This is a genomic window from Rahnella selenatireducens (assembly GCF_046449555.1).
GTDB lineage: Bacteria > Pseudomonadota > Gammaproteobacteria > Enterobacterales > Enterobacteriaceae > Rahnella > Rahnella selenatireducens.
The window spans coordinates 200,077-225,683 of record NZ_JBKEZJ010000009.1; the positions used below are offsets into that span (position 1 = coordinate 200,077).

The 25,607-nt window shown below is 51.0% G+C and carries 19 protein-coding genes, 1 tRNA gene and 1 other RNA gene; 14 read left to right on the forward strand and 7 right to left on the reverse strand.

The annotated features are described in order from the left end of the window. Positions 1–22 precede the first annotated feature (22 nt). A complete protein-coding gene (locus tag ACLBVC_RS16425) occupies positions 23–1,567 on the reverse strand; it encodes an ABC transporter substrate-binding protein (protein ID WP_410150522.1) in 1,545 nt (514 codons plus the stop codon). A 224-nt stretch (positions 1,568–1,791) separates the two neighbouring features. Between ACLBVC_RS16425 and ACLBVC_RS16430 the strand changes: the two genes are divergently transcribed. From ACLBVC_RS16430 to ACLBVC_RS16440, 3 genes are read left to right on the forward strand one after another with little or no spacing between them, the layout of a single operon-like run. Further along, the gene (locus ACLBVC_RS16430; RefSeq protein ID WP_410150523.1) at positions 1,792–2,931 is read left to right on the forward strand and encodes an ROK family protein; all 1,140 of its coding nucleotides are present in this window, start codon (positions 1,792–1,794) and stop codon (positions 2,929–2,931) included. A gap of 12 nt (positions 2,932–2,943) precedes the next feature. After that, positions 2,944–4,377: a M81 family metallopeptidase gene (locus tag ACLBVC_RS16435; RefSeq protein ID WP_410150524.1), complete on the forward strand. Its 1,434-nt coding sequence runs from the start codon at positions 2,944–2,946 to the stop codon at positions 4,375–4,377. A 1-nt stretch (position 4,378) separates the two neighbouring features. Further along, positions 4,379–6,199 carry an ABC transporter ATP-binding protein gene (locus ACLBVC_RS16440; protein ID WP_410150525.1) on the forward strand — a complete coding sequence of 607 codons (1,821 nt, stop codon included), beginning with the start codon at positions 4,379–4,381 and terminating at the stop codon, positions 6,197–6,199. Between the two features lie 55 nt (positions 6,200–6,254). Here the strand turns inward: ACLBVC_RS16440 and ACLBVC_RS16445 are convergent. The 4 genes from ACLBVC_RS16445 to ACLBVC_RS16460 all read right to left on the reverse strand — a co-directional run bounded on the left by ACLBVC_RS16445 (position 6,255) and on the right by ACLBVC_RS16460 (position 8,074). Then, a non-coding RNA gene (locus ACLBVC_RS16445) (RtT sRNA) lies at positions 6,255–6,384 on the reverse strand. Between the two features lie 43 nt (positions 6,385–6,427). After that, positions 6,428–6,512: transfer RNA gene (locus tag ACLBVC_RS16450), tRNA-Tyr, on the reverse strand. A 202-nt stretch (positions 6,513–6,714) separates the two neighbouring features. After that, complete coding sequence (purU, locus tag ACLBVC_RS16455; protein ID WP_101076920.1) at positions 6,715–7,563, reverse strand: formyltetrahydrofolate deformylase; 849 nt, start codon at positions 7,561–7,563, stop codon at positions 6,715–6,717. A gap of 46 nt (positions 7,564–7,609) precedes the next feature. After that, complete coding sequence (locus tag ACLBVC_RS16460; protein ID WP_410150526.1) at positions 7,610–8,074, reverse strand: YchJ family protein; 465 nt, start codon at positions 8,072–8,074, stop codon at positions 7,610–7,612. A 138-nt stretch (positions 8,075–8,212) separates the two neighbouring features. On the opposite strand from ACLBVC_RS16460, the gene rssA reads away from it, so the two are divergent. The 4 genes from rssA (at position 8,213) to ACLBVC_RS16480 (ending at position 12,809) form a co-directional block, all read left to right on the forward strand. Beyond that, positions 8,213–9,124 (forward strand): patatin-like phospholipase RssA, encoded by a 912-nt coding sequence (gene rssA / locus ACLBVC_RS16465; RefSeq protein WP_410150527.1) that lies wholly within the window; start codon positions 8,213–8,215, stop codon positions 9,122–9,124. Positions 9,125–9,220: 96 nt separating this feature from the next. Beyond that, positions 9,221–10,234 (forward strand): two-component system response regulator RssB, encoded by a 1,014-nt coding sequence (gene rssB / locus ACLBVC_RS16470; RefSeq protein WP_410150528.1) that lies wholly within the window; start codon positions 9,221–9,223, stop codon positions 10,232–10,234. 214 nt (positions 10,235–10,448) lie between these two features. Further along, the gene (locus ACLBVC_RS16475) at positions 10,449–11,792 is read left to right on the forward strand and encodes a UDP-glucose dehydrogenase family protein (protein ID WP_410150529.1); all 1,344 of its coding nucleotides are present in this window, start codon (positions 10,449–10,451) and stop codon (positions 11,790–11,792) included. A 9-nt stretch (positions 11,793–11,801) separates the two neighbouring features. Next, on the forward strand, positions 11,802–12,809 hold the full coding sequence (locus tag ACLBVC_RS16480) for an NAD-dependent epimerase (protein WP_410150530.1): 1,008 nt from the start codon (positions 11,802–11,804) through the stop codon (positions 12,807–12,809). A gap of 204 nt (positions 12,810–13,013) precedes the next feature. Here ACLBVC_RS16480 and hns read toward each other — a convergent pair whose 3' ends face one another. Continuing rightward, a complete protein-coding gene (gene hns, locus ACLBVC_RS16485) occupies positions 13,014–13,421 on the reverse strand; it encodes a histone-like nucleoid-structuring protein H-NS (RefSeq protein ID WP_013575950.1) in 408 nt (135 codons plus the stop codon). A 614-nt stretch (positions 13,422–14,035) separates the two neighbouring features. Here hns and ACLBVC_RS16490 point away from each other — a divergent pair. After that, a complete protein-coding gene (locus tag ACLBVC_RS16490) occupies positions 14,036–14,644 on the forward strand; it encodes a thymidine kinase (protein WP_410150531.1) in 609 nt (202 codons plus the stop codon). A 136-nt stretch (positions 14,645–14,780) separates the two neighbouring features. On the opposite strand, the gene adhE is transcribed toward ACLBVC_RS16490, so the two are convergent. Then, positions 14,781–17,450 (reverse strand): bifunctional acetaldehyde-CoA/alcohol dehydrogenase, encoded by a 2,670-nt coding sequence (adhE, locus tag ACLBVC_RS16495; protein ID WP_410150532.1) that lies wholly within the window; start codon positions 17,448–17,450, stop codon positions 14,781–14,783. A 531-nt stretch (positions 17,451–17,981) separates the two neighbouring features. Here adhE and ACLBVC_RS16500 point away from each other — a divergent pair. The 6 genes from ACLBVC_RS16500 to oppF all read left to right on the forward strand — a co-directional run bounded on the left by ACLBVC_RS16500 (position 17,982) and on the right by oppF (position 25,545). Continuing rightward, positions 17,982–18,626 carry a YchE family NAAT transporter gene (locus ACLBVC_RS16500; protein ID WP_104921625.1) on the forward strand — a complete coding sequence of 215 codons (645 nt, stop codon included), beginning with the start codon at positions 17,982–17,984 and terminating at the stop codon, positions 18,624–18,626. Between the two features lie 1,176 nt (positions 18,627–19,802). Continuing rightward, complete coding sequence (gene oppA / locus ACLBVC_RS16505) at positions 19,803–21,443, forward strand: oligopeptide ABC transporter substrate-binding protein OppA (RefSeq protein ID WP_410150533.1); 1,641 nt, start codon at positions 19,803–19,805, stop codon at positions 21,441–21,443. A 186-nt stretch (positions 21,444–21,629) separates the two neighbouring features. Further along, entirely contained in the window at positions 21,630–22,550 is a 921-nt protein-coding gene (oppB, locus tag ACLBVC_RS16510; protein WP_013575945.1) for an oligopeptide ABC transporter permease OppB, read from the forward strand. A gap of 15 nt (positions 22,551–22,565) precedes the next feature. Beyond that, a complete protein-coding gene (gene oppC, locus ACLBVC_RS16515; RefSeq protein ID WP_152325915.1) occupies positions 22,566–23,474 on the forward strand; it encodes an oligopeptide ABC transporter permease OppC in 909 nt (302 codons plus the stop codon). Positions 23,475–23,485: 11 nt separating this feature from the next. Continuing rightward, complete coding sequence (gene oppD / locus ACLBVC_RS16520) at positions 23,486–24,511, forward strand: ABC transporter ATP-binding protein (protein WP_410150534.1); 1,026 nt, start codon at positions 23,486–23,488, stop codon at positions 24,509–24,511. Between the two features lie 29 nt (positions 24,512–24,540). After that, positions 24,541–25,545 carry a murein tripeptide/oligopeptide ABC transporter ATP binding protein OppF gene (gene oppF / locus ACLBVC_RS16525; protein ID WP_410150541.1) on the forward strand — a complete coding sequence of 335 codons (1,005 nt, stop codon included), beginning with the start codon at positions 24,541–24,543 and terminating at the stop codon, positions 25,543–25,545. The last annotated feature ends 62 nt before the right edge of the window (positions 25,546–25,607 follow it).

Here is a 25,607-nt window from a genome sequence, read left to right on the forward strand (position 1 = left end):
TTTTCCACCGTAAATGACGCTGTTATTTTTTCTGTGCGTCTTTGACCACGATCTGACCGCCCGGAATCATCGTTACGCCGGAAATCCCGGTGCCCGTGGCGTACAAATCATTCTGGTAATACAGCAAGACCTGCGGCGCCTGCTGGTTGATTTCTTTTTGCGCCTCCCCATAAATCGCATTACGGCTGTTTTCGTCCAGCGTTGACGCAGCTTTATCTAACATTTCATCGAGTTTCGGATCGTTAAAGAAGCCGAGGTTTGCGCCGCCCGGTGCAAAGCTTTTGCTGTAATACAGCGGACGAAGTTGCAGGTCTGCGCCGTTCGCGCCAGAAGACCATGACGCCAGAATTGCGCCGGTATTATCGGCTTTTTTCCCGGCCTGATCGGCAAACGCGGCTTTGGTCCATACGCCGCTTTCCATGATGCGCACGTCCAGTTTCACGCCAATTTTCGCCCACATGCTTTGCAGCACCTGGCCGATCCGCGCGTCCTGGCCTTGTACCGCAATCGACATGCTGAATCCGTCAGCGACACCGGCTTCTTTTAACAGCGCTTTGGCTTTGGCGAGATCCAGCGGATACGGGTTCAGCGTTTTGTCGTAACCGGCAGTAACCGGTGCCAGCGGGGAATTAGCCGGTTGCGCGAAGCCGGACATGATGGCGCGCACCAGCCCGTCGCGGTCGGTGGCGTAGTTCAGCGCCTGACGGACGCGAACATCGTTAAGCGGTTTGAGATCGGTGTTGAGCGCGACCCAAAACACGGCGGCACCCGGGCTTTCGTGCAGGCTGAATTTCGGGTTGTTTTTCAGCACGCGGGCGAACTGCGGTGGCACCGGATTGATGACGTCGGTTTCACCGGCCTGCAACGCCATGTTCATGACTGATGGCTCAGCGCTCCATGTCCATTTGATGTCGTCCGGCCCGGCGGCTTTATCACCCCAGTAGCCCGGATATTTTTCTTCCAGCACGAATTCGCCGGTTTTGTACTGCACCATTTTGTATGGGCCGGTGCCGACGGCTTTGCTGTCGAGTGTGCCGGTTTTATCCGCCGCCGGGCTGACCATCAGACACGCGCCGGTGGTGAGTAAATTCAGGAAGGCCGGATACGGTTTTTTCAGTTTGAAGACCACGGTGGATTCGTCTGTTTTGGTGACGCTGTCGAGGAAGGTGCGCAGACGTCCGCTGGCGGCAAGCCCGCGTTTGGTGTCGAGATGGCGGGCGAAGTTGGCGACCACGGCGTCGGCGTTAAACGGCGTGCCGTCGTGGAATGTCACACCACTGCGCAGTTTGAATGTCCAGACCAGACCGCTTTCATCGCTGCTCCATGAGGTGGCGAGCGCGGCTTCCGGTTTCAGCTGAGGCGACATGCCCAGCAGACCTTCGTACATCGGATCCAACACCGTGCCGGTAAACGTGGCGGTCTGGTTGCCCGGGTCCATGCTGCGCGGCGCTTCGTTTTGCATCACGTTCAGCGTGGCGGCGAAAACCGGCAGCGAGAACGCGGCGAGAAGGGCGCTGCTCAGCAGTGATAACTGCACGGGACGCCGGATGTAACGGGTAATCTTCATGTTCTGCCCTCTGCGTGAAAAATCGGATTAAGTGGCTCTGGCTATGTCGTTTTGTTGGGTTATTCGACGAATCTCATTACAAGACATTTTTTAACAAATAGTTCATATGAAATACTTATGTAGGAACATTTAGTTTAATTTGTGAACTAATTGGCATTGATATATCCATTTCTAGCGTTTAATGTCAATGCAGATGAGCCAAAACTGAGAGCGGCAAAACGAATATGTTAACAACCATGCAACGCCAGATTTTGGGTGCGGTGAATGCGTCCGGCAATTTAAGCCGGACAGAACTCGCGCAATTTTGCGGGATGAGTAAGGCGGCGATAAGCGGCGTGGTTCGCGAAATGATTGATGCCGGATTTCTGCTCGAGGCCGAAACAGTGCCCGGCAGCGGGCAGGGAAGGCCGTCGGTGCGTCTGGTGGTTCACCCGGATGGCGCGTGGTTTGCGGGCGTTTCCCTTCTGCAAAATCCGGCGCAGATGGCGCTGATCAATCTGCACGGCGAAATTCTCTCGCGCGTGTCTTTTGCGGCTGATTCCGACCCAAAGCGGCTGGCGGAAAACATCGCGCTGGCGCTGCCGGCCTTGCTTGAACCGCATCCTGAAGCAGCCAAAAAAATGGTCGGGCTCGGGGTGACATTATCGGGCCTGATTGATGAATATCAGTCCACCTGCGTGCAGTCGGCGCTGCTGGGCTGGCGCGATGTACCGCTGGCGAGGCTGATTTCGCAGGCCACCGGCATGGACGTGGCGATTGAAAATGACGCCAAAGCCCTGGCGGTGAGTGAGAAGAATTTTGGTCAGGCGCGTGATCTGAGTAGCTTTACGCTGGTCAGCCACGGCGCGGGGATTGGCAGCGCACATTTCATTGCCGGAAAACTTCACCGGGGGCTGCATGGCGGTGCCGGGGAAATCGCCCACTGCACGCTGGAACTGAATGGTTCGCCGTGCCGTTGCGGAAAACGCGGATGTCTGGATACGCTGGCCTCGCTCAATGCCATTGCGGAAATGGCCAAAGCTGAAGGGCTGGACGCCACCACCATCAGCGGTCTGGAGCAGCAGGCGATGCAGGGCACCACGTCGGCGATCCGTATTTTGCATCGCGCCGGTTCTGCACTGGGTTTAGCGATATCCCATCTTATTCAGATTAACGACCCTGATTTAATCCTGATCGCCCACCAGGACGCGGATTTTTCTGGCCTGTTTGGCACCGTCGTTCAGCAGTCTATCGAAGCCAACGTGTTGCCGGGTAACGCCGGGAAAACGCCGGTTCGCACTTTCACCCTAAACGACGACACCTGGGCGCGCGCGGCGGCAAGCATTGCTGCGCACCGCTTTCTTGTCGGCCTGAAGCCAGTCTGAGGAATCATCAACATGCGTATAGCTGTCAGCGGTATTCATATTGAATGCAGCACTTACAACCCGGTTCTCAACGAGGAAAAGGATTTCGCTGTTGTTCGTGACGCGCAGCTACTGGCGTCGCCGCGTTTTCGTTTCCTGCAGGATTATCCGGCCACATTTTTGCCGACAATCCACGCCCGCGCCATTGCCGGCGGGCCGGTCGCGCGGTCGACTTACGACAAATTCAAAGCGGAAATGCTGGCCGGGCTGGACGCGCAAAAACCCTTTGATGGCCTGTATCTGGCGATGCACGGCGCGATGTACGTTGAAGGGCTGGAAGATGCGGAAGGCGACTGGATTGCCGCTGCGCGCAAAGCCGTCGGGCCGGATTGCCCGATCAGCGTCAGTTACGATTTGCACGGCAATGTTTCGCAGCGGATTATCGATGCCATTGATATGTTTTCAACGTACCGCACCGCGCCGCATATCGACGTGGAAGAAACCATGCGCCGCTCGGTGGCCATGTTAGTGAAGCATCTGCAAACCGGTGAAAAACCGACGCTGCTGTGGGTGCCGGTGCCGGTTGTGCTGCCGGGCGAACGCACCAGCACGGAAGATGAACCGGCGAAAAGTTTGTATGCCCGTCTGCCGGAAATAGATGAAGTGGACGGCGTGTGGGACAGCTCGCTGATGGTCGGTTACGTCTGGGCTGATGAACCGCGTGCGACCGCGGCGGTGATCATGACCGGCACTGACCGTGCGGCGCTCGAAGTCCAGGGAACAACTCTGGCGCAGGCTTACTGGGATGCGCGTGAAGATTTTGTGTTCGGTTGCGAAACCGACACGGTGGAAGCCTGCGTGCGTAAGGCGATTGCCAGCGAAACCCGTCCGGTGGTGCTGGCAGATTCCGGCGATAACCCGACCGGCGGCGGCGTGGGTGATCGTGCGGATGTGTTGCAGGAACTGATTAAGCAGTGTGCGCAAAATGTGGTGGTGGCCGGAATTGCTGATGCGCCTGCGACCGACGCGGCGTTTAACGCCGGTGTGGGATCAGTATTAACGCTAACGCTGGGGGCTTCGCTGGATCACGCCAGCCCGCAGGTGAAAGGCGAGTTTGAGGTGATTTTCCTGCTCGATGCGTTGGCACCGGCTGACCGTCAGGCGGTATTACGCACTGGCGGCATTGACGTAGTAGTGTCGGCGCGTCGTCGCCCGTATCACAACATCAGCGATTTCACCGTGCTGGAATTGGATCCGCATACCGCCGATATCGTGGTGGTGAAATCCGGTTATCTGTCGCCGGAACTGGCGCCGATTGCCAGCCCGAATCTGATGGCGCTGTCGAATGGCGTGGTCGATCAGTTCGTCGAACGTCTTCCACGCAACCGCAAGGCGCGCAAAACTTTCCCGTTCGACCGCGATTTCAGCTATGTGCCGCAGGTTCAGCTGTCGGCAAGGAGCAAATAAGATGAACGAGCCGCAAAACCGTCAGCCCGTGCTGAGCGTTAAGCATCTGACCACGTCCTTTCGCGGGGAAGACGACTGGCTGCCGGTGGTGCGCGATTTGTCGTTTGACGTATATCCCGGCGAAACGCTGGCGATTGTCGGCGAATCCGGCTCGGGAAAAAGCGTAACATCGCTGTCGGTGATGCGTCTGCTGAAAGCGCAAAGCAGCCAGATTGAAGGAGAAGTACGGCTGAATCAGCGTAGTTTGCTGGCGCTATCGGATAAGGAGATGCGCGATATTCGCGGCAACGAGATGGCGATGATTTTTCAGGAACCGATGACGTCGCTCAATCCGACGTTCAGCATCGGGCGGCAAATCGGCGAAAGCCTGAAACGCCACCGGGGAATGTCCTCTTCACAGGCAAGAGCGGAAACGCTGAAACTGCTGGAGAAGGTGCGCATTCCCAATGCGGAAAAACGGTTTGATGAATACCCGCATCAGTTTTCCGGCGGGATGCGTCAGCGCGTGATGATTGCCATGGCGCTGGCACTGAAACCCAAACTGCTGATTGCCGATGAGCCGACAACAGCGCTGGACGTCACGATTCAGGGACAGATTCTGGATCTGATCAAGACGTTGCAGGAAGAAGAGGGCATGGCCGTTTTGTTCATCACGCACGATATGGGCGTGGTGGCGGAAATCGCCGACCGGACGCTGGTGATGTATCGCGGCGAAGCAGTGGAAAGCGGAGCGACGGAGGATATTTTCCATCGCCCGCAACATCCTTATACCCGCGCGCTGCTGGCCGCCGTGCCCAAACTCGGGTCGATGCGTGGCCGCGACTGGCCGCTGCGTTTCCCGCAAATCAATCTGCAAACCGGTGAGGCGAATATGCCACAGGAAGTGGCCAGAACGGTCGATGTCGGGCTGACGCCGCTGCTTTCGGTGAAGAATCTGAGCGCGCGTTTTCCGATCTATGGCGGGATATTTAGCCGTCAGGTGGGTGCGGTGCATGCGGTTGAAAACATCAGCTTCGAATTATTCCAGGGCGAAACGCTTTCACTGGTCGGCGAATCCGGCTGCGGGAAATCGACGACCGGACGTGCCGTGACGCGTTTGCTGAAACCGCACAGCGGTGCGATAGATTTCGACGGTTTTGATGTGATGAATCTGGGTAAACGCGATATTTTGCAAATGCGCCAGCGCATCCAGATGATTTTTCAGGATCCGTTTGCCAGCCTGAATCCGCGTATGCGCATTGGCGACGCGCTGATCGAACCGATGCTGCAACACAAACTGCATAACCGCGCCGATGCGCGGGAAAAAGCGGCGTCGCTGATGCAAAAAGTCGGGCTGTCGCCGGATATGTTGCGTCGTTTTCCGCATGAATTTTCCGGTGGGCAGCGTCAGCGAATTTGTATCGCCCGTGCGCTGACGTTAGATCCCAAAGTGATTGTGGCCGACGAGTCGGTTTCCGCGCTGGATGTGTCGGTGAAAGCGCAGGTGGTCAATCTGCTGCTCGATTTGCAGGAAAGCATGAATCTGTCGTATCTGTTTATTTCACACGATATGGCGGTGGTGGAACGGGTCAGTCATCGCGTGGCGGTCATGTATCTGGGGGAAATTGTTGAGATTGGCCCACGTGCGGCGATATTCGATAATCCGCAGCATCCTTACACGCGCAAACTGATGGCGTCAGTGCCGGTGCCGGATCCGTCGCGCAGAATGCTGAAACGGCAGATGCAGGTCGATGAGCTGAAAAGCCCGGTGCGCGATAACGGTTATATTTCACCGCAAAGGCAGTATCAGGAAGTATCAGCAGGGCATTTTGTTCAGGTTTGAATTTGCTTCAGGAAAGGTACTTTTTGGAAAAGAGACTCAGGGATGTGTCTTGAGATGGTGGTGGGGGAAGGATGACTCGGCCTGCGGCCTCGCCCTTCGGGCCGTTGCTGCGCAACGTTGTCTCGCTTCGCTCGGCTCGAACCTTCGGGTCGAAGATTCTCTATCCTTCCCGATGTGTGCTTTATTTGATTTTTGTTTTTACCGGAAGGTATGGCGAACTGCTTGAGATGGTGGTGGGGGAAGGATTCGAACCTTCGAAGTCGATGACGGCAGATTTACAGTCTGCTCCCTTTGGCCGCTCGGGAACCCCACCACAATTTTCGTGGTCTTTACTCTTTTAAAATCATCATGCGCTACATGGATGATTTCTCGTTACAGCGGTTAGCTGCGAACGGGGCGCATAATACCAAATGAAACGGATGTGTAAAGCGCTGAAAGCGATAAAAAAGTTCGTTTGCGGTTTTTTTGCCCTTAACGGTGCTTCTCTGAGCGAAAAGCACCGTTAGGTGCGCGGATTACAGAATAACTGTGCGGTTACCGTAAACAAATACGCGCTGCGCCAGCACGCGGTATAACGCACGACTGAGCACATTTTTCTCAACGTCACGTCCTGCACGCATCATATCTTCAGCGGTATAGGTGTGATCGACGTTAATAACGTCCTGCATGATGATAGGACCTTCGTCCAGATTGTCATTAACGTAATGCGCCGTGGCACCAATCAGTTTCACACCGCGTTCGTAAGCCTGATGATACGGACGTGCGCCGATAAACGCCGGCAGGAACGAGTGGTGAATGTTGATCACCTGATGCGGATAATGCTGGACGAAACCTGGCGTGAGGACGCGCATGTATTTTGCCAGAACCACATAATCAGGCTGGTACTGGTCGATTTGCGCAATCATGGCGCTGTCGTGCTGTTCACGGGTCAGACCATCGTGGCTGACCAGATGGAACGGAATATCAAAGCGTTCAACCAGCGTTTGCAGCGTGTCGTGGTTACCGATAACCGCGGCAATTTCCACATCCAGACCGCCGTAAGCGGCTTTCATAAGCAGGTCGCCCAGACAATGCGCTTCTTTAGTGACCAGAATCACGATGCGACGACGCCCGGTGCTGTTGAGTTCACGCACTGAACCGGCAGGTAGCGCGCTGTCCAGGTCGGCGAGCAATGTGTTGTCGTTGAAGATCCCTTCCAGCTCGGTACGCATGAAGAAGCGTCCGGTGCGGTGATCCACAAATTCATTGTTTTGCACGATATTGAGTTCGTGTTTGTAGCAAATGTTGGTGATTTTGGCGATCAGACCTTTTGCGTCAGGGCAAATGGTGCGTAACACCTTGGTTTGTACGTTCTGTTGCGGCATGAGAGTGTGGATCCTGTCGAATTCTCGTATTAATTAGGCAGCCGGTTTATTTACCGCAGCACTTCTTATATTTTTTACCCGATCCGCACGGGCAGGCGTCATTGCGGCCTGTCTGCGGTTTAATTCCGTCGACATAGTACCAGCGATCTTTCAAACGAAGAAATCGCGAGCGTTCATGGATGAGATGAATTTTTTCATCATTGGACTCGGTGAAACGTGCTGCAAACTCGACAAAGCCTTCGTTTGCATCACGTCCGTTCTGCGAATCAATAACCTGCAATCCCTGCCAGTGCGTATTCGCGAAACCTTCCTGTAAACTATTGCGCCATTGTTCGGGTTGACATTCAGGGTGCCAGGTGGCGATCAGATAACTCGCATTTTGCAACGCATACGCGGTGTACCGCGAACGCATTAAGGCTGACGGGGTGGGCGCGACCTCGGTCTCAGAAAGGTATGGCTGGCAGCATTCTTCATAAGAAAGGTTGCTGCAACAAGGGCAAAGTTGTGACACGGGAACTCCTGAATCGGCTGCCGGTGCGCAGGTTGCGCTATTGAATGCACCAAAGTGATATGTTACCTAACAAACTTGCCGGGTGACAACGCGCTTCCCGGCCGATTCTTCACTATTGCGCAATATTAAGGTCACCAGATGAGCAGAAAAGTCACCATTGGCCTTGCGTTAGGCTCCGGCGCAGCAAAAGGATGGGCACATATCGGGGTGATCAATGCCCTGAAAGACATGGATATCGAGGTCGATGTGGTGGCCGGATGTTCTGTCGGTGCGCTGGTGGGCGCGGCGTATGTCAGCGGGCGGTTGCCGTCGATGGAAAGCTGGGTGCGTTCGTTCAGTTACTGGGATGTACTGCGGCTGATGGATTTCTCCTGGAAACGCGGTGGCCTGTTACGCGGCGAGCGCGTGTTTAACGCCGTCGGGCAGATTATACGCATCACCGATTTTGAAAAGTGTTCGAAGAAATTCGGCGCGGTGGCGACAAACCTGAGCACCGGGCGCGAGCTGTGGCTGACCAAAGGGGATTTGCCTGAAGCAGTGCGCGCGTCCTGTAGTATGCCCGGCCTGCTCGCACCGGTTTGGCACAACGGTTACTGGCTGGTCGATGGCGCGGTAGTGAATCCTGTCCCCATCTCGCTGACCCGCGCTTTGGGGGCGGATATCGTGATTGCCGTTGATTTGCAGCATGACGCCCATCTGATGCAACAGGATTTACTGACCGTACAACCTACGGGCGAAGCACTGGATACTGAGAAAGATCTTAGCTGGCGTGACAGAATACGGCAGCGCCTGACCCGGCCAAACGCCCGAAAACCGAATGTGAGCCCGTCTGCGATGGAGATTATGTCGACATCTATTCAGGTGCTGGAAAACCGGCTCAAGCGTAACCGTATGGCGGGGGACCCGCCGGATGTGCTGATTCAGCCTTATTGTCCGCAAATTTCGACGCTGGATTTTCATCGCGCTGAAGAAGCCATTGAGGCCGGACGCCTCGCCGTCGAAAAACAGAGAGAGCATTTGCAGCCCCTGATAAAAAATAGACAGTTCTGAATGGCTTAAAATGTGATTGCCGGAATCTGACAATTCTGCCAAGCAAAAACAGGCTTTATGAGCCACTATTACAATAAGAGATTCCGGGGGACCCTGATGGACAAGCCACTTACAAGCAAGCATATTCTCATCGTTGAAGACGAAGCGGTTTTCCGATCCATCCTTGCTGGCTATGTAAGTTCTCTGGGTGCCACTTTTACCGAGGCGCAAAATGGGCTTGAAGCGCTCTCTCTGGTCGAAGATTATCCTCCAGACCTGATCCTCTGCGATTTAGCGATGCCCGAAATGGGCGGTATGGAATTTGTTGAAAATTTAAGACTGCAGGGCAATAAAATCCCCGTACTGGTGATCTCCGCGACCGATAAAATGACCGACGTGGCGTCAATGCTGCGTCTTGGCGTCGAAGATGTTTTGCTTAAACCCATTACCGATCTGCAACGTTTGCGCGAGGCGCTGCTTTCTTCTTTATATCCAAAACTGTTTTCTTCACAGGCCATGGAAGAGAGTTCGCTGGTTCAGGACTGGGAAGCGCTGTGCCGTAACCCTAATGAGGCGCAGCGTTTATTGCAGGAATTGCAGCCGCCTGTCCAGCAAACGCTGGCACATTGCCGTATCAATTACCGGCAACTGACGACGGCAGATGCGCCGGGGTTGGTGCTCGATATTGCGGCGCTGTCTGCCAAAGATTTGGGTTTTTATTGTCTCGACGTCACCCGCGCCAGTGAAAATGGTGTCCTTGCGGCATTATTGCTGCGCGCTATTTTTAACAGTTTGTTGCGCGAGCATTTAAGTAATCAAGATCAGCGTTTGCCGCAAATGTCGACATTACTTAAACAAGTGAATCATTTATTCAAACAAGCCAATCTCGACGGACAATTTCCCTTGCTGCTGGGGTATTATCACGCCGGACAAAAAAACCTCATTCTGGTTTCTGCGGGATTACATGCGAATGTAAATACCGGGACAAATATGATCCAGCTGAGTAATGGCGTTCCGCTGGGAACAACCGGTGCGACATATTCTAATCAGATCAGTCAGCGCTGTGAGGCGTGGCAGTGTCAGGTGTGGGGATCGGGCGGACGTCTGAGATTAATGCTGTCAGCTGAGTGAGCAATTTTTGACGTATCAATAACAATGTCTTCATAATATTGAGTATTTTTTCTGCAGAATATTTTATCCTTCCGTTTTATCCCCTTCTTCTAAGACCTATCTTATGCAAAATATGCCTTTCCAGCGGCACGCACGGTTGAAACTGGTATAATCCGTCTCGGAATTTTGGCTGTCTATTTTGCGTTGATTATAAATAACAAATAGGAATTCGCTGATGAAAGTAACAGTTTTTGGTATCGGTTACGTCGGACTTGTTCAGGCGGCGGTTCTTGCTGAAGTCGGACATGAAGTATTGTGCATTGATGTTGATGCTAAAAAGGTAGAGAACCTGAAAAATGGGCAGATCCCAATTTTCGAACCAGGTTTAACTCCGCTGGTTCAGCAGAACTATGAAGCAGGGCGTTTGTTGTTCAGCACCGATGCGGCTGAAGGCGTGGCGCACGCAACGGTTCAGTTTATTGCTGTCGGTACACCTCCGGATGAAGATGGCTCTGCGGATCTGAAATATGTGACCGCCGTGGCGCGCACGATCGCTGAGCACATGACCGAACCTAAAGTAGTCATTGATAAATCCACCGTTCCTGTAGGTACCGCCGATAAAGTGCGTGCCGTGATGAGTGAAAAGCTGAAAGAACGCGGTGTGGACATCGATTTTAACGTAGTTTCCAACCCTGAATTCCTCAAAGAAGGCGCGGCAGTGGCTGACTGCATGCGACCTGAGCGTATCGTTATTGGTACGGATAATCCGGACGCCATTGACCCTATTCGCGAACTGTATGAGCCGTTCAACCGCAATCACGATCGCATGATTCTGATGGACATCCGTAGCGCAGAGCTGACCAAATACGCTGCAAACTGCATGCTGGCGACAAAAATCAGCTTTATGAATGAGATGTCCAATCTGGCAGAAATGCTGGGCGCAGATATCGAAAAAGTGCGTCAGGGGATTGGTTCTGATTCCCGTATCGGTTACCACTTCATTTACCCGGGCTGCGGCTACGGCGGTTCCTGTTTCCCGAAAGACGTTCAGGCGCTGATCCGTACGGCTGAACATATTGGCTACCAGCCAAAACTGCTGCAGGCCGTTGAGCAGGTCAATTATCAGCAAAAATACAAACTGCCAACGTTCATTCAGCGCCACTTTGGTGATGACCTGAAAGGCAAAACATTTGCGCTCTGGGGGCTGTCGTTCAAACCGAATACCGACGACATGCGTGAAGCGTCAAGCCGCGTATTAATGGAACAACTCTGGGCAGCCGGTGCGAAAATCAAAGCGTACGACCCCGAAGCGATGAATGAAACTCAGCGTATTTACGGGCAGCGTGACGATCTGGAATTAATGGGGACGAAAGAGTCCGCATTACAAAATGCCGATGCGCTGATTATTTGCACTGAGTGGCAGAATTTCCGCGCGCCTGACTTTGATGCCATTAAAAAAGCATTGAAAGAGCCGGTGATTTTTGATGGCCGTAATTTATACGATCCTGAACGTTTGGAAAAACGCGGATTTACTTACTATGGCATTGGCCGTGGTGCATCAATCAATCCCGTTCTGTAAGGAGAGTTCATGAAATATCTGGTAACCGGTGCAGCGGGCTTTATTGGGTTCTATGTGTCACAACGTTTGCTGGCGGCAGGCCATTCAGTTGTCGGATTGGATAATCTGAATGACTATTATGACGTCAGTCTCAAACTTGCCCGGCTAGCTCAGCTTGAGAATAAAGACGGCTTTACGTTTATTAAGCTGGATTTGGCTGACCGTGAAGGTATGGCAGCATTGTTTGCAGAACAGCGTTTTGAGCGGGTTATTCATTTAGCCGCTCAGGCCGGTGTACGATATTCCATTGAAAACCCTTTAGCTTATGCCGACTCTAACCTCATCGGTTTTGTTAACGTTCTGGAAGGTTGTCGTCATAATAAAGTCGGGCATTTGTTGTATGCCTCGTCCAGCTCGGTTTATGGCCTGAACAAAAAACAGCCTTTCTCAACGGATGATTCTGTTGATCATCCTGTTTCATTATATGCCGCGACCAAAAAAGCCAACGAATTAATGGCTCACACTTATTCACATCTTTATGGTATTCCTACAACCGGATTACGATTCTTTACCGTATACGGTCCGTGGGGCCGTCCGGATATGGCGTTGTTTAAATTTACCAAAGCCATGATTGCCGGGCAGAGTATTGATGTTTATAACCGCGGCGAAATGTACCGTGACTTTACTTATATTGATGACATCGCTGAAGCCATTGTGCGTCTGCAGGATGTAATCCCGCAGCCAGATGCAGAGTGGACGGTAGAAAATGGTTCTCCTGCAAGCAGCTCTGCGCCGTACGCTGTTTATAATATCGGTAATAACAATCCGGTTAAGCTGATGACTTATATCAGCGCATTGGAGAAGGCGCTGGGCACTGTTGCGGACAAGAACCTCCTGCCTATGCAGCCTGGTGATGTTAAAGACACCAGCGCCGATACAGCGCCGTTGTATAAGGCCATTAACTTCAAGCCTGAAACACCGGTTGAGCAGGGCGTGCAAAATTTTGTCGACTGGTATCGCAGCTTCTATCAGGTCTGAATTTGTTTTTTCAGTGAAGGCTGCCTGCGGGCGGCCTTTTTTATGAATTCAGCTTATTCTGATGGTTATTTAATCATGCTGATTTATTGCTTTGCATAGTTTAAAAGCGTTAATTGGAATGAGAAAGCGGGCGGTTCTAAAAGTAAAAAAAGCCCGTCAGTGATGACGGGCTTTTTGTATTAACATTGTTGTTAATAAGGGCAATTACAGCAGGAAATCATCCAGTGATTTACCTTGCTCTTCGATTGCTTTCTTGATTACAGCTGGAGTACGACCCTGGCCAGTCCAGGTTTTGTTTTCGCCGTTCTCATCAACGTATTTGTATTTAGCAGGACGTGCTGCACGTTTTGCTTTACCGGTTGCTTTAGTAGCAGCCATAGTTTGCAGCAACTCGTTAGGATCAATACCGTCAGCAATCAGCATTTCGCGGTATTGTTGCAGTTTACGGGTGCGCTCTTCAATCTCAGCAGCTGCCTGAGAATCTTCTTCGCGACGCTCGTTCACAACAACTTCTAATTTTTCCAGCATCTCTTCCAGAGTTTCCAGAGTGCATTCTCTTGCTTGTGCACGCAGAGTACGGATGTTGTTCAGAATCTTTAATGCTTCGCTCATTATACTAGTCTCGAATTATATTGGTGGGGGGCGTTTGGCTAATAATAGAATGCTCTTTGCTATTCTGCAATAGCCAATTTGTTTGCCTGACCTTAATTTACGCATTTAAAGCAAATAGTGTTTATCGTATGAAAATATAGTTGGGTCCAGACCGGCTATTTATCTGGGGGCCATAACCTGAGTTTCAATACTTTGACTGGGGTTATTGTTGCTTTTCATGAGGAGTTTTATAAGCATGCGGTCGTTCACAAAATTAAAGGATAAGTGAAGACATACAATGTAAAGATATGGCAAAGGGGAGCGCGATGATCCTGTGGGATGATTGATCAATACATCGGATCATCATGGAATCGCCCGTTAATGTATAGACAATACAATTATGTCGATGCTGTAACATATAAGGAGTACATCAGCCGGTAATGAGTAACGTTAACTAATTATCATCTAATGCTTTTATAATCTCTGACTGTAAGTTTCTGTGATTTTTCAAATGCAATGACACATCAGTCCAAAGGAAATAATCCCTTTGTACTTATTGTTATAGGTTGGCTGGCGTGTGGTACAATAGCCGCCGAAAATTTACGCCATCCAATACATTATGGGGTCACAGTTTCATGGCTCAGCTTTATTTTTATTACTCGGCGATGAATGCCGGAAAATCTACCTCGTTGCTACAATCTTCATATAATTATCAAGAACGTGGTATGCGTACGCTGGTGTTAACCGCAGAATTAGATCACCGCTTTGGCGTGGGTAAAGTCAGTTCCCGCATCGGCTTGTCTTCTGATGCAGAGCTTTATAACAAAGACACCGAACTCTTTAATCTGATAGCGCAGGAGAACCGCTTACAGCGTCTGAGCTGCGTTTTGATAGATGAGTGCCAGTTTCTTACCAAGTCACAGGTATCGCAGCTCACAGACGTTGTGGATGACCTGGATGTGCCTGTGCTTTGTTACGGGCTGCGGACGGATTTCCGTGGTGAGCTTTTTGAGGGCAGTGAATATTTGCTGGCCTGGGCGGACAAGCTGGTTGAGCTTAAAACGATTTGCCATTGTGGCCGTAAGGCAAACCGTAATCTGCGTTTAGATGAAAATGGCAATGCGCTGCATGACGGCGCACAGGTTGTTATTGGCGGGGATGAAAGCTACGTCTCCGTGTGCCGTAAGCATTATAAAGAGGCGATGGCGGCTGTCGACACGAAGGATGACCTTAAGTCCGTCTGAGGCCATTACAGCGCTTCTGAGAGCGATGCCGATTTCAGAATAAAAGAGTTAACGAGGAATGCGCTTAACGAAGTTTGTTCACTGAAATAAAAACCCCGCCTTTCGGCGGGGTTTTTGCTATAAGAATCTCAGCAGATTATTTTTTGCTGGTTTTCTTCTCAGCTTTAGGCGCTGCAACAACCACTTCTTCGGCAACTTCTTCGCTGAATTCGCGACCGTAGTAGGTATCCATCAGAATCTGTTTCAGTTCTGCAATCAGAGGGTAGCGTGGGTTAGCACCGGTACACTGATCATCGAACGCATCTTCAGACAGTTTATCTACTTTAGCCAGGAAGTCTGCTTCCTGAACGCCAGCCTCACGGATAGAGGTTGGGATGCCCAGTTCCGCTTTGATTTCATCCAACCAGTTCAGCAGTTTTGCAATTTTCTGTGCAGTACGGTCACCAGGGGCGCCCAGACCCAGATGGTCAGCGATTTCTGCGTAACGACGACGCGCTTGCGGGCGGTCATACTGGCTGAAAGCAGTCTGTTTAGTTGGGTTATCGTTGGCGTTGTAGCGAATCACGTTAGAAATCAACATGGCGTTAGCAAGGCCGTGGGGAATATGGAACTCAGAACCCAGTTTGTGGGCCATTGAGTGACAAACACCCAGGAAGGCGTTGGCAAACGCGATACCCGCGATAGTTGCCGCATTGTGAACACGTTCACGAGCAACCGGATTTTTAGCGCCATCTTTGTAACTGGCTGGCAGGTTTTCTTTCAGCAATTTCAGTGCCTGCAGAGCCTGACCGTCAGAATATTCGTTAGCCAGTACAGATACGTAAGCTTCCAGTGCGTGAGTTACCGCATCCAGCCCACCGAAGGCACACAGTGATTTCGGCATGTTCATGACCAGGTTTGCGTCAACGATAGCCATATCAGGTGTCAGCGCATAGTCAGCCAGTGGATATTTCTGACCGGTTGCATCGTCGGTTACAACGGCGAACGGAGTCACTTCAGAACCGGTACCGGAAGTGGTGGTGACAGCAATCATTTTTGCTTTCACACCCATTTTTGGGAATTTGTAGATACGTTTACGGATATCCATAAAACGCAGCGCCAAATCTTCAAACTGAGTATCCGGATGTTCGTAGAGAACCCACATGATCTTCGCGGCGTCCATTGGGGAACCGCCACCCAGAGCGATGATAACGTCTGGTTTGAAAGAATTCATTTGCTCAGCACCTTTACGAACGATGCTCAGTGTTGGATCCGCTTCAACTTCGAAGAACACTTCAGTTTCAATGCCGTGACCTTTCAGAACACTGGTGATCTGGTCAGCATAGCCGTTGTTGAACAGGTAACGGTCAGTCACGATGAAGGCGCGTTTCGCTCCATCCGTTGCCACTTCTTCCAGCGCGATTGGCAGTGAGCCACGGCGGAAGTAGATTGATTTCGGAAGTTTATGCCACAACATGTTTTCTGCTCGCTTCGCTACAGTTTTCTTGTTGATCAAGTGTTTAGGACCGACGTTTTCAGAGATGGAGTTACCACCCCATGAACCGCAACCCAGCGTCAGAGAAGGGGCAAGTTTGAAGTTATACAGGTCACCGATACCACCCTGTGAAGCCGGGGTGTTGATCAGGATACGCGCGGTTTTCATTTTGTTGCCAAAATAGTTCACACGTTCTGGTTGGTTGTCCTGGTCTGTGTACAGACAAGAGGTGTGGCCGATACCGCCCATTTCTACCAGTTTCTCAGCTTTATTTACCGCATCTTCGAAATCTTTAGCGCGGTACATTGCCAGGGTAGGGGACAGTTTTTCGTGTGCAAACGGTTCAGATTCATCAACAACGCTGACTTCGCCGATTAACACTTTGGTGTTAGCAGGAACTTTAATACCAGCCATTTCAGCAATTTTCACCGCTGGCTGACCTACGATAGCAGCGTTCAGACCACCGTTTTTAAGGATGATGTCAGAAACCGCTTTCAGCTCTTTGCCCTGCAGCATGTAGCCGCCGTGGGAGGCGAAGCGTTCGCGAACTGCGTTATAAGCAGAATCAACGACGATAATGGACTGTTCAGAAGCACAGATTACGCCGTTATCGAAGGTTTTAGACATCAGAACAGAAGCGACAACACGTTTGATGTCGGCAGTTTCGTCAACAACAACTGGGGTGTTACCTGCACCAACACCGATGGCTGGTTTACCAGAGCTGTATGCGGCTTTAACCATGCCAGGACCACCGGTTGCCAGAATCAGGTTCAGGTCAGGGTGATGCATTAACTGGTTAGACAGTTCTACACTGGGTTCATCAATCCAGCCGATGATGTCTTTTGGTGCACCTGCAGCGATAGCGGCTTGCAGCACGATATCAGCAGCTTTGTTGGTCGCATTTTTTGCACGTGGGTGCGGGGAGAAGATGATGCCGTTACGGGTTTTCAGGCTAATAAGCGCTTTGAAAATCGCAGTGGAAGTCGGGTTGGTGGTTGGAACGATACCGCAGATCAGGCCGATTGGCTCAGCGATAGTGATGGTACCGAAAGTATCATCCTGACCCAGAATGCCACAGGTCTTTTCATCTTTGTAAGCATTGTAGATATATTCAGAAGCGAAGTGGTTTTTGATCACTTTGTCTTCGACGATACCCATTCCGGATTCTTCAACAGCCAGTTTGGCAAGGAGAATTCGAGAATCGGCAGCAGCCAGGGCGGCGGCAGCGAAAATCTTATCTACTTGTTCTTGACTGAAGTTGGCATATTCGCGCTGTGCCTTCTTGACTCGTGCTACGAGTGCGTTTAGTTCAGCGACATTTGTTACAGCCATAATGCTCTCCTGATAAAGTTAAACTCTTTTAGTAAATAATCTGCCAAAGACTAGTATAGACCTGCTATCAGTCACCGTGAGAAACTAATTAATGCTAAGGATCTCAATGTGTTGTCTTTGTATTTTTATTTGCTCAAAGAGCTTTCAGTTGTGAAGCACCGGGTAAAGTCGAAATCTTTTAAATCACCTTTTTCACTTAACGTTTTGTCTTCAAGTAACGCTGAGTGACTATGTACTGAGCTTACCTATTTGTAGGCAGGGTGAATTTGATCTAGATCACTAAATACCGATGCTGACACCTTTCAGCAGGGTGTTGTTGAGAATGATTATCAAATTAACCCATGGATAATACAGTTTAGTAGCTAAAGTTATCAATAAAAAAACTCATTTTTAACAAAAGCCTTATTCACTGCCTTTATTTCAAAATCTGGTGATAAAAACTATGAAACGGCGTGGCGCCTTTACGGGGATTCCAGTACATTAGCGCCCATCAAAACCTTCTTCTGCTGGCATAGTTGTGCGGAGTTCTGCGTGAGCCAATCTTTATTAGATTTTTCAGGGTATATCAAATTTTTCGTCGGCCTGTTTGCACTGGTCAACCCGGTGGGGATCTTGCCGGTGTTTATCAGTATGACCAGCTATCAGGCAGCGGCAGGGCGTAATAAGACCAACATGACAGCCAATCTGTCCGTGGCCATTATATTGTCGACGGCGCTTTTCCTGGGCGACGCGATTTTGCACTTATTTGGGATTTCCATTGATTCATTCCGCATTGCCGGCGGGATCCTGGTTGTGACGATTGCGATGTCGATGATCAGCGGCAAGCTGGGTGAAGATAAGCAGAATAAACAGGAGAAGTCAGAAACGGCGATCCGTGAAAACGTTGGCGTGGTTCCGCTGGCGTTGCCGCTGATGGCCGGGCCGGGTGCGATAAGCTCGACGATTGTCTGGAGTTCCCGCTACAACGGCTGGCAGAATCTGCTGGGGTTGACCGTTGCCATCATCTTCTTTGCATTCTGCTGCTGGTTGCTGTTCCGTGCGGCACCTTTATTAGTCCGCCTGTTAGGGCAAACTGGCATCAACGTCATTACCCGTATCATGGGCCTTTTACTGATGTCACTCGGTATTGAGTTTATCGTCACCGGTATTAAAGCTATTTTCCCCGGCTTGCTCTGATTCCTAGGCTACAAATTCTCGCGGATACATTAACGTTATCCGTGAGAATTATTACTCCTTCTTATAATCGTGTGCATTAATATAGTGCAGCTAATGCCTTAATTGAGAGCACTTGCACCCTAATGTGGCGTAAATCTACATCTCACCTTCCTTTTTAATCCAAGTCTCCATTTATTCTAATAAACTTAGCTAATTCTTCGCTAAATACTGTTATTTATTGCCCGTATTGCCGTTAATTTATCCACATCATTCTGTAAGGCTTGTGCAGGCCGTACCGAGATGTTATTAGTGTTAACACAGCAGTTAACAGCGCTTTATCCTTGAAATCATCCCATTGTTAACTGATTGTGTCAGAGCAGTTCCTGAACAACCGTCGTTACAAAAAAGTGTGAGAAATAGCATGTTAACTCAACATATAACAATGGGTTAAGTGCCATTTCTGACGTGAGGTTGCAGGTGTCCTTCTGGCACACTTAACGCATAAAAGAGAATTACGTAACAAATTTGCAAAATTTATTGGCGCCCGTATCAGGCTTCTGATAATTTTCAAATCGTCTTCAAAAATGGAATTTTGTTTAGAGTCGTGCTCAGAGTGAGAATGAATCTTGCCCGGCATAGAGAGATTGAAGCAATTTCATTTGTTTTGGAGAGTGTCGTGTCATCATGCGTATCACAAAATTATCCTCGTGCGCTTTCTGTGAAAAGAAAGTCAGGTATTGAGATGACGACAATTAACAACCTTGCGTTGACTCTCCCGATTCAACAAAACAAATCTTCAGTACTTCTTCTGATTAAAATGAATGACAGCGCTTAACTGCGACGGATTTTCTATCGCCTTAATTCGGGTTAAAAGAAAATAATCGGGTGAAGTACAGAAATAACAGAATGTGATTGCCTGGTGTGCGACTGAACATTGTGGAGTGGCGTACGGGGTTATCAAATGGAGTGGGGTCATCCTCAAGGATCCTGGAAACCGCACGGCGAATACAGCCTGACGTTTCATCAAACCTGAGATGTAGCAACATGCAGTAATAGGGGACAGCCATCTGCGGGTGGTACTACATGGGGAGCCTTTCTCGAGCAATTCGTTCCTGCTTTTGAAACCCATTTACCCAGCAAGGGTTTATCTTGCACCCGGGCGTGCAAGTTCATAATAAAAATTGGAGTTAAATAAAAATGACCAACATCACAAAAAAAAATCTGCTGGCTGCATGCATCATGGCTGCAGTGGGCACTATTTCTGTCAATAACGCCTTTGCGGCCAATGTGCCTGCTGGCGTGACACTGGCTGCAAAACAAGAACTGGTGCGTAATAACGGTTCTGAAGTTCAGTCACTTGACCCGCATAAAGTTGAAGGCGTGCCGGAATCAAACGTCATCCGTGATCTGCTTGAAGGCCTGGTCAATACCGACAGCAAAGACGGCAGCGTAATCCCTGGCGTAGCAACCAGCTGGGATAACAAAGATTTTAAAGTCTGGACCTTCCACCTGCGTCCGGAAGCTAAATGGTCAAATGGCGATCCTGTCACTGCAGCAGATTTCGTTTACAGCTGGCAGCGCCTGGCTGACCCGAAAACCGCTTCTCCATATGAGAGCTACCTGCAATACGGCCACATCGAAAACATCGATGACATCATCAGTGGCAAGAAAAGCCCTGATACCCTGGGTGTGAAGGCGATTGATGACCATACCCTGCAAGTGACCCTGACCGAACCTGTTCCATATTTCGTAAAAATGCTGTCTCACACCGCGATGAAGCCGGTAAACAAAAAAGTGGTTGAGAAGTTTGGCGACAAATGGACTCAGCCTGAAAACTACGTGAGCAACGGCGCCTTCACCCTAAAAGCCTGGACCGTCAACGAACGTATCGTTCTGGAACGCAGCCCGACTTACTGGGATAACGCGAAAACTGTGATCAATCAGGTGACTTACCTGCCAATCTCTTCTGAAGTAACAGATGTTAACCGCTACCGCAGCGGCGAAATCGACATGACTTACAACAACATGCCGATCGAACTGTTCCAGAAATTGAAAAAAGAAATCCCGGCTGAAGTTCATGTTGACCCGTACCTGTGTACTTATTACTACGAAATCAACAACCAGAAAGCCCCTTTCACCGATTCCCGCGTTCGTGAAGCGCTGAAACTGGGTCTGGATCGCGACATCATCGTGAACAAAGTGAAAGCGCAGGGCGATCTGCCAGCTTATGGCTACACCCCGCCTTACACCGATGGCGCAAAACTGACGCCTCCGGCCTGGTTCAAAGAAACTCAGGAACAGCGTAACGAGCAGGCGAAAAAACTGCTGGCCGAAGCAGGTTACACCTCTGCGAAACCTCTTACGTTTGATCTGCTGTACAACACCTCTGATCTGCATAAAAAGCTGGCGATCGCTGCAGCTGCTATCTGGAAGAAAAACCTGGGCGTTGACGTTAAACTGGTCAACCAGGAATGGAAAACCTTCCTGGACAGCCGTCATCAGGGCAACTTCGACGTTGCGCGTGCGGGCTGGTGCTCTGACTACAACGAACCTTCTTCCTTCCTGAACACCATGCTGTCTGACAGCAGCAACAACACCGCGCACTATAAGAGCCCGGCGTTTGATAAAGACATCGCAGATACCCTGAATGTCAAAACTGATGAAGAACGCGCTGCGCTGTATCAGAAAGCGGAAACTCAGCTGGATAAAGACTCTGCCATCGTTCCTGTTTATTACTACGTGAATGCTCGTCTGGTGAAACCTTACGTCGGGGGTTACACCGGTAAAGATCCACAAGACAACGTCTACGTGAAAGATCTGTACATCATCAAACACTAATCACTTAGTGCACAGCAGGGCATCCCCGAGCTGCCCTGCTTGTTGTATTTTGATGAAGGTAAAGTTTTTAGTGCGAATTTTCGTACTGAAGCAAAGAGCCACCACGACGGCTATCACCCGATGGCCGTCGTGACCAAGCCATAAACTATCAAGCTGTAGTGACAGGCTTAGAAACAGGTACGGGCAATGTTAAAGTTTATTTTACGCCGCTGTCTGGAAGCGATTCCGACGCTATTCATTCTGATCACCATTTCGTTTTTTATGATGCGTCTCGCACCGGGCAGCCCTTTTACGGGTGAGCGTAATCTTCCGCCAGAAGTGATGGCGAACATTGAGGCGAAATACCACCTCAATGATCCGATGTATAAGCAGTATTTCCACTATTTAGAACAGCTGGCGAAAGGCGATTTCGGCCCGTCGTTCAAATACAAGGATTACACCGTCAATGATCTTGTTGCGGCCTCGTTCCCGGTTTCAGCGAAACTCGGGCTGGCGGCATTTATCATGGCGATTGTTTTTGGTGTATCGGCCGGGGTTATTGCGGCGCTGAACCAAAACACGAAATGGGATTATACCGTGATGGGCGTTGCGATGACCGGGGTGGTTATCCCCAGTTTCGTGGTTGCGCCGTTACTGGTGCTGATATTTGCGATTACCCTGAAATGGCTGCCGGGCGGTGGCTGGAATGGCGGCGGAGCGAAATACATGATCCTGCCGATGGTCGCACTCTCACTGGCGTATATTGCCAGTATCGCGCGTATCACCCGCGGTTCTATGATTGAAATTCTGCACTCCAACTTCATCCGTACGGCTCGCGCCAAAGGTTTACCGCTGCGCCGCATTATCCTGCGTCACGCACTGAAGCCTGCGTTGTTGCCGGTACTGTCTTATATGGGGCCGGCCTTCGTTGGGATCATCACCGGTTCTATGGTTATCGAGAGCATTTTCGGATTGCCGGGCATCGGCCAGCTGTTTGTTAATGGGGCATTAAACCGTGACTACTCGCTGGTTCTCAGCCTGACCATTTTGGTGGGCGCATTGACCATTTTGTTCAATGCAATCGTCGACGTGCTGTACGCCGTCATCGACCCGAAAATCCGTTATTAATGCCGGAGTACGTCAATGATCTTAAGTAAAAAAAATAGCGACGTCGTCGAAAACTTCAGCGAAAAGCTGGAAGTGGAAGGGCGCAGTTTGTGGCAGGATGCGCGACGCCGGTTTATGCATAACCGCGCTGCGGTCACCAGCCTGATTGTGCTGGCCTTTATTGCATTGTTCGTCACGTTTGCACCGATGTTGTCGCAGTTTGCCTACGATGATACCGACTGGAACATGATGTCTGGCGCGCCTGATTTCGCCTCTCACCACTATTTCGGCACCGATTCTTCTGGCCGTGATTTGCTGGTGCGTGTGGCAATCGGCGGGCGTATTTCCCTGATGGTCGGCGTGGCCGCGGCGCTTGTGGCGGTGATCCTTGGTACGCTCTATGGATCTTTGTCCGGCTATCTGGGTGGTAAAATCGACTCCGCCATGATGCGTCTGCTGGAAATTCTTAACTCCTTCCCGTTCATGTTCTTCGTTATCCTGCTGGTGACGTTCTTTGGGCAGAATATCCTGTTGATCTTCGTGGCAATCGGGATGGTGTCCTGGCTGGACATGGCGCGTATTGTTCGCGGTCAGACTCTCAGCCTGAAACGCAAAGAATTCATCGAAGCCGCGCTGGTGAGTGGTGTGAACACGCGCAATATCGTTTTGCGTCACATCGTTCCTAACGTGCTGGGCGTTGTGGTGGTGTATGCGTCACTGCTGGTTCCAAGCATGATCCTGTTCGAATCCTTCCTGAGCTTCTTGGGTTTGGGTACGCAGGAGCCACTGAGCAGCTGGGGCGCGTTGCTGAGCGACGGCGCCAACTCGATGGAAGTTTCACCCTGGTTGCTGCTCTTCCCGGCAGGTTTCCTGGTTGTCACTCTGTTCTGTTTCAATTTTATCGGCGATGGCCTGCGTGATGCCCTCGACCCGAAAGATCGTTAAGGAGTGCGACCATGAGCACAATTGAACATTCCACCTTTGCAGCACCTGCCGCAACTGAGGGCACAACGTCGCCGATTCTTTTAGATGTCAAAGACCTGCGCGTGACCTTCGGGACGCCGGACGGTGATGTTACCGCCGTTAACGACCTTAACTTCGATCTGCGCGCCGGTGAAACACTCGGTATTGTCGGGGAATCCGGTTCCGGTAAATCCCAGACCGCCTTCGCCCTCATGGGGCTGCTTGCCAGCAACGGCCGCATCGGCGGTACGGCGAAATTTAACGGTCGCGAAATCCTGAATCTGCCACAAAACCAGCTGAACAAGCTGCGTGCAGAACAGATTTCGATGATTTTCCAGGATCCAATGACGTCTCTCAACCCGTACATGCGGGTTGGCGAACAGCTGATGGAAGTCTTGGTATTGCACAAAAAGATGAGCAAACGCGAAGCGTTTGAAGAGTCCGTGCGTATGCTGGATGCGGTGAAAATGCCGGAAGCCCGCAAGCGTATGAAAATGTACCCGCACGAATTTTCCGGTGGTATGCGCCAGCGCGTAATGATTGCAATGGCCTTGCTGTGCCGCCCGAAATTGCTGATCGCCGATGAGCCAACCACGGCGCTGGACGTGACCGTTCAGGCGCAGATCATGACGTTACTCAACGAGCTGAAAGCTGAGTTTAATACCGCCATTATCATGATTACCCATGACCTTGGTGTGGTCGCCGGTATTTGCGACAAAGTGCTGGTGATGTATGCCGGTCGTACCATGGAATATGGCCGCGCACGCGATGTCTTCTACGAGCCTTGCCATCCGTATTCCATTGGCCTGCTCAATGCAGTTCCACGTCTGGATGCCGAGGGTGGGGCGATGCTAACCATTCCGGGCAACCCGCCGAACCTGCTGCGTTTGCCAAAAGGTTGCCCGTTCCAGCCCCGTTGCCCACATGCCATGGATATTTGTGCCTCTGCGCCGCCGCTTGAGCGTTTCGGTGATGGTCGCTTACGTGCCTGCTACAAGCCGCTGGAGGAACTGGTATGACAGACAACACAGTAATGAACAGTGCGGCAATGAATTCGTTCGCGCCCGAGAAAAAAGTCCTGCTCGAAGTGTCGGATCTGAAAGTCCATTTCGACATCAAAGACGGCAAACAATGGTTCTGGCAACCGTCGAAAACGCTGAAAGCGGTAGACGGCGTGACGCTGCGTCTTTACGAAGGCGAAACGCTGGGCGTGGTAGGCGAATCGGGTTGCGGCAAATCGACGTTTGCCCGCGCACTGATCGGTCTGGTTAAAGCCACTGACGGACGCGTGGCCTGGCTGGGCAAAGATCTGCTGAACATGTCTGACAGCGAATGGCGTCATACTCGCAGCGATATCCAGATGATTTTCCAGGATCCGCTGGCGTCCCTGAATCCGCGTATGACAATCGGCGAAATCATCGCCGAGCCGCTGAAAACCTATAACCCGAAAATGCCTCGCGCGGAAGTGAAAGAAAAAGTGAAGGCTATGATGCTGAAGGTCGGGCTGTTGCCTAACCTGATCAACCGTTATCCTCACGAATTTTCGGGCGGTCAGTGCCAGCGTATCGGCATCGCCCGGGCGTTGATCCTTGAGCCAAAACTGATTATCTGTGACGAACCAGTTTCAGCGCTGGATGTTTCCATTCAGGCGCAGGTGGTCAACCTGTTGCAGCAATTGCAGCGTGAAATGGGCCTGTCACTGATCTTCATCGCGCACGATCTGGCGGTGGTTAAACACATTTCTGACCGTGTTCTGGTGATGTATCTGGGCCATGCGGTTGAGCTGGGAACGTATGACGAGGTGTATAACAATCCTCAGCATCCGTATACCCGCGCGCTGATGTCTGCGGTGCCGGTTCCGGACCCGGACAAAGAGCGCAACAAAACTATTCAGCTGCTGGAAGGTGAGTTACCTTCGCCGATTAACCCGCCATCCGGTTGCGTGTTCCGAACGCGCTGCCCGATTGCCGGACCGGAATGTGCGATAACCCGCCCGTTGCTGGAGGGCAGTTTCCGCCATGCGGTTTCCTGCCTGAAAGTTGATCCGCTCTGATGACCAGTCGCTAAAACTGACGCATAAAAAAACCTGCCATTGGCAGGTTTTTCTTTTTCAAC

Coding starts and splice junctions, on each gene's coding strand:
- ACLBVC_RS16425 (WP_410150522.1), bottom strand. CDS start 1,567: ATGAAGATTACCCGTTACATCCGGCGTCCCGTGCAGTTATCACTGCTG.
- ACLBVC_RS16430 (WP_410150523.1), top strand. CDS start 1,792: ATGTTAACAACCATGCAACGCCAGATTTTGGGTGCGGTGAATGCGTCC.
- ACLBVC_RS16435 (WP_410150524.1), top strand. CDS start 2,944: ATGCGTATAGCTGTCAGCGGTATTCATATTGAATGCAGCACTTACAAC.
- ACLBVC_RS16440 (WP_410150525.1), top strand. CDS start 4,379: ATGAACGAGCCGCAAAACCGTCAGCCCGTGCTGAGCGTTAAGCATCTG.
- purU (WP_101076920.1), bottom strand. CDS start 7,563: ATGCCGCAACAGAACGTACAAACCAAGGTGTTACGCACCATTTGCCCT.
- rssA (WP_410150527.1), top strand. CDS start 8,213: ATGAGCAGAAAAGTCACCATTGGCCTTGCGTTAGGCTCCGGCGCAGCA.
- rssB (WP_410150528.1), top strand. CDS start 9,221: ATGGACAAGCCACTTACAAGCAAGCATATTCTCATCGTTGAAGACGAA.
- ACLBVC_RS16475 (WP_410150529.1), top strand. CDS start 10,449: ATGAAAGTAACAGTTTTTGGTATCGGTTACGTCGGACTTGTTCAGGCG.
- ACLBVC_RS16480 (WP_410150530.1), top strand. CDS start 11,802: ATGAAATATCTGGTAACCGGTGCAGCGGGCTTTATTGGGTTCTATGTG.
- hns (WP_013575950.1), bottom strand. CDS start 13,421: ATGAGCGAAGCATTAAAGATTCTGAACAACATCCGTACTCTGCGTGCA.
- ACLBVC_RS16490 (WP_410150531.1), top strand. CDS start 14,036: ATGGCTCAGCTTTATTTTTATTACTCGGCGATGAATGCCGGAAAATCT.
- adhE (WP_410150532.1), bottom strand. CDS start 17,450: ATGGCTGTAACAAATGTCGCTGAACTAAACGCACTCGTAGCACGAGTC.
- oppA (WP_410150533.1), top strand. CDS start 19,803: ATGACCAACATCACAAAAAAAAATCTGCTGGCTGCATGCATCATGGCT.
- oppB (WP_013575945.1), top strand. CDS start 21,630: ATGTTAAAGTTTATTTTACGCCGCTGTCTGGAAGCGATTCCGACGCTA.
- oppC (WP_152325915.1), top strand. CDS start 22,566: ATGATCTTAAGTAAAAAAAATAGCGACGTCGTCGAAAACTTCAGCGAA.
- oppD (WP_410150534.1), top strand. CDS start 23,486: ATGAGCACAATTGAACATTCCACCTTTGCAGCACCTGCCGCAACTGAG.
- oppF (WP_410150541.1), top strand. CDS start 24,541: ATGAATTCGTTCGCGCCCGAGAAAAAAGTCCTGCTCGAAGTGTCGGAT.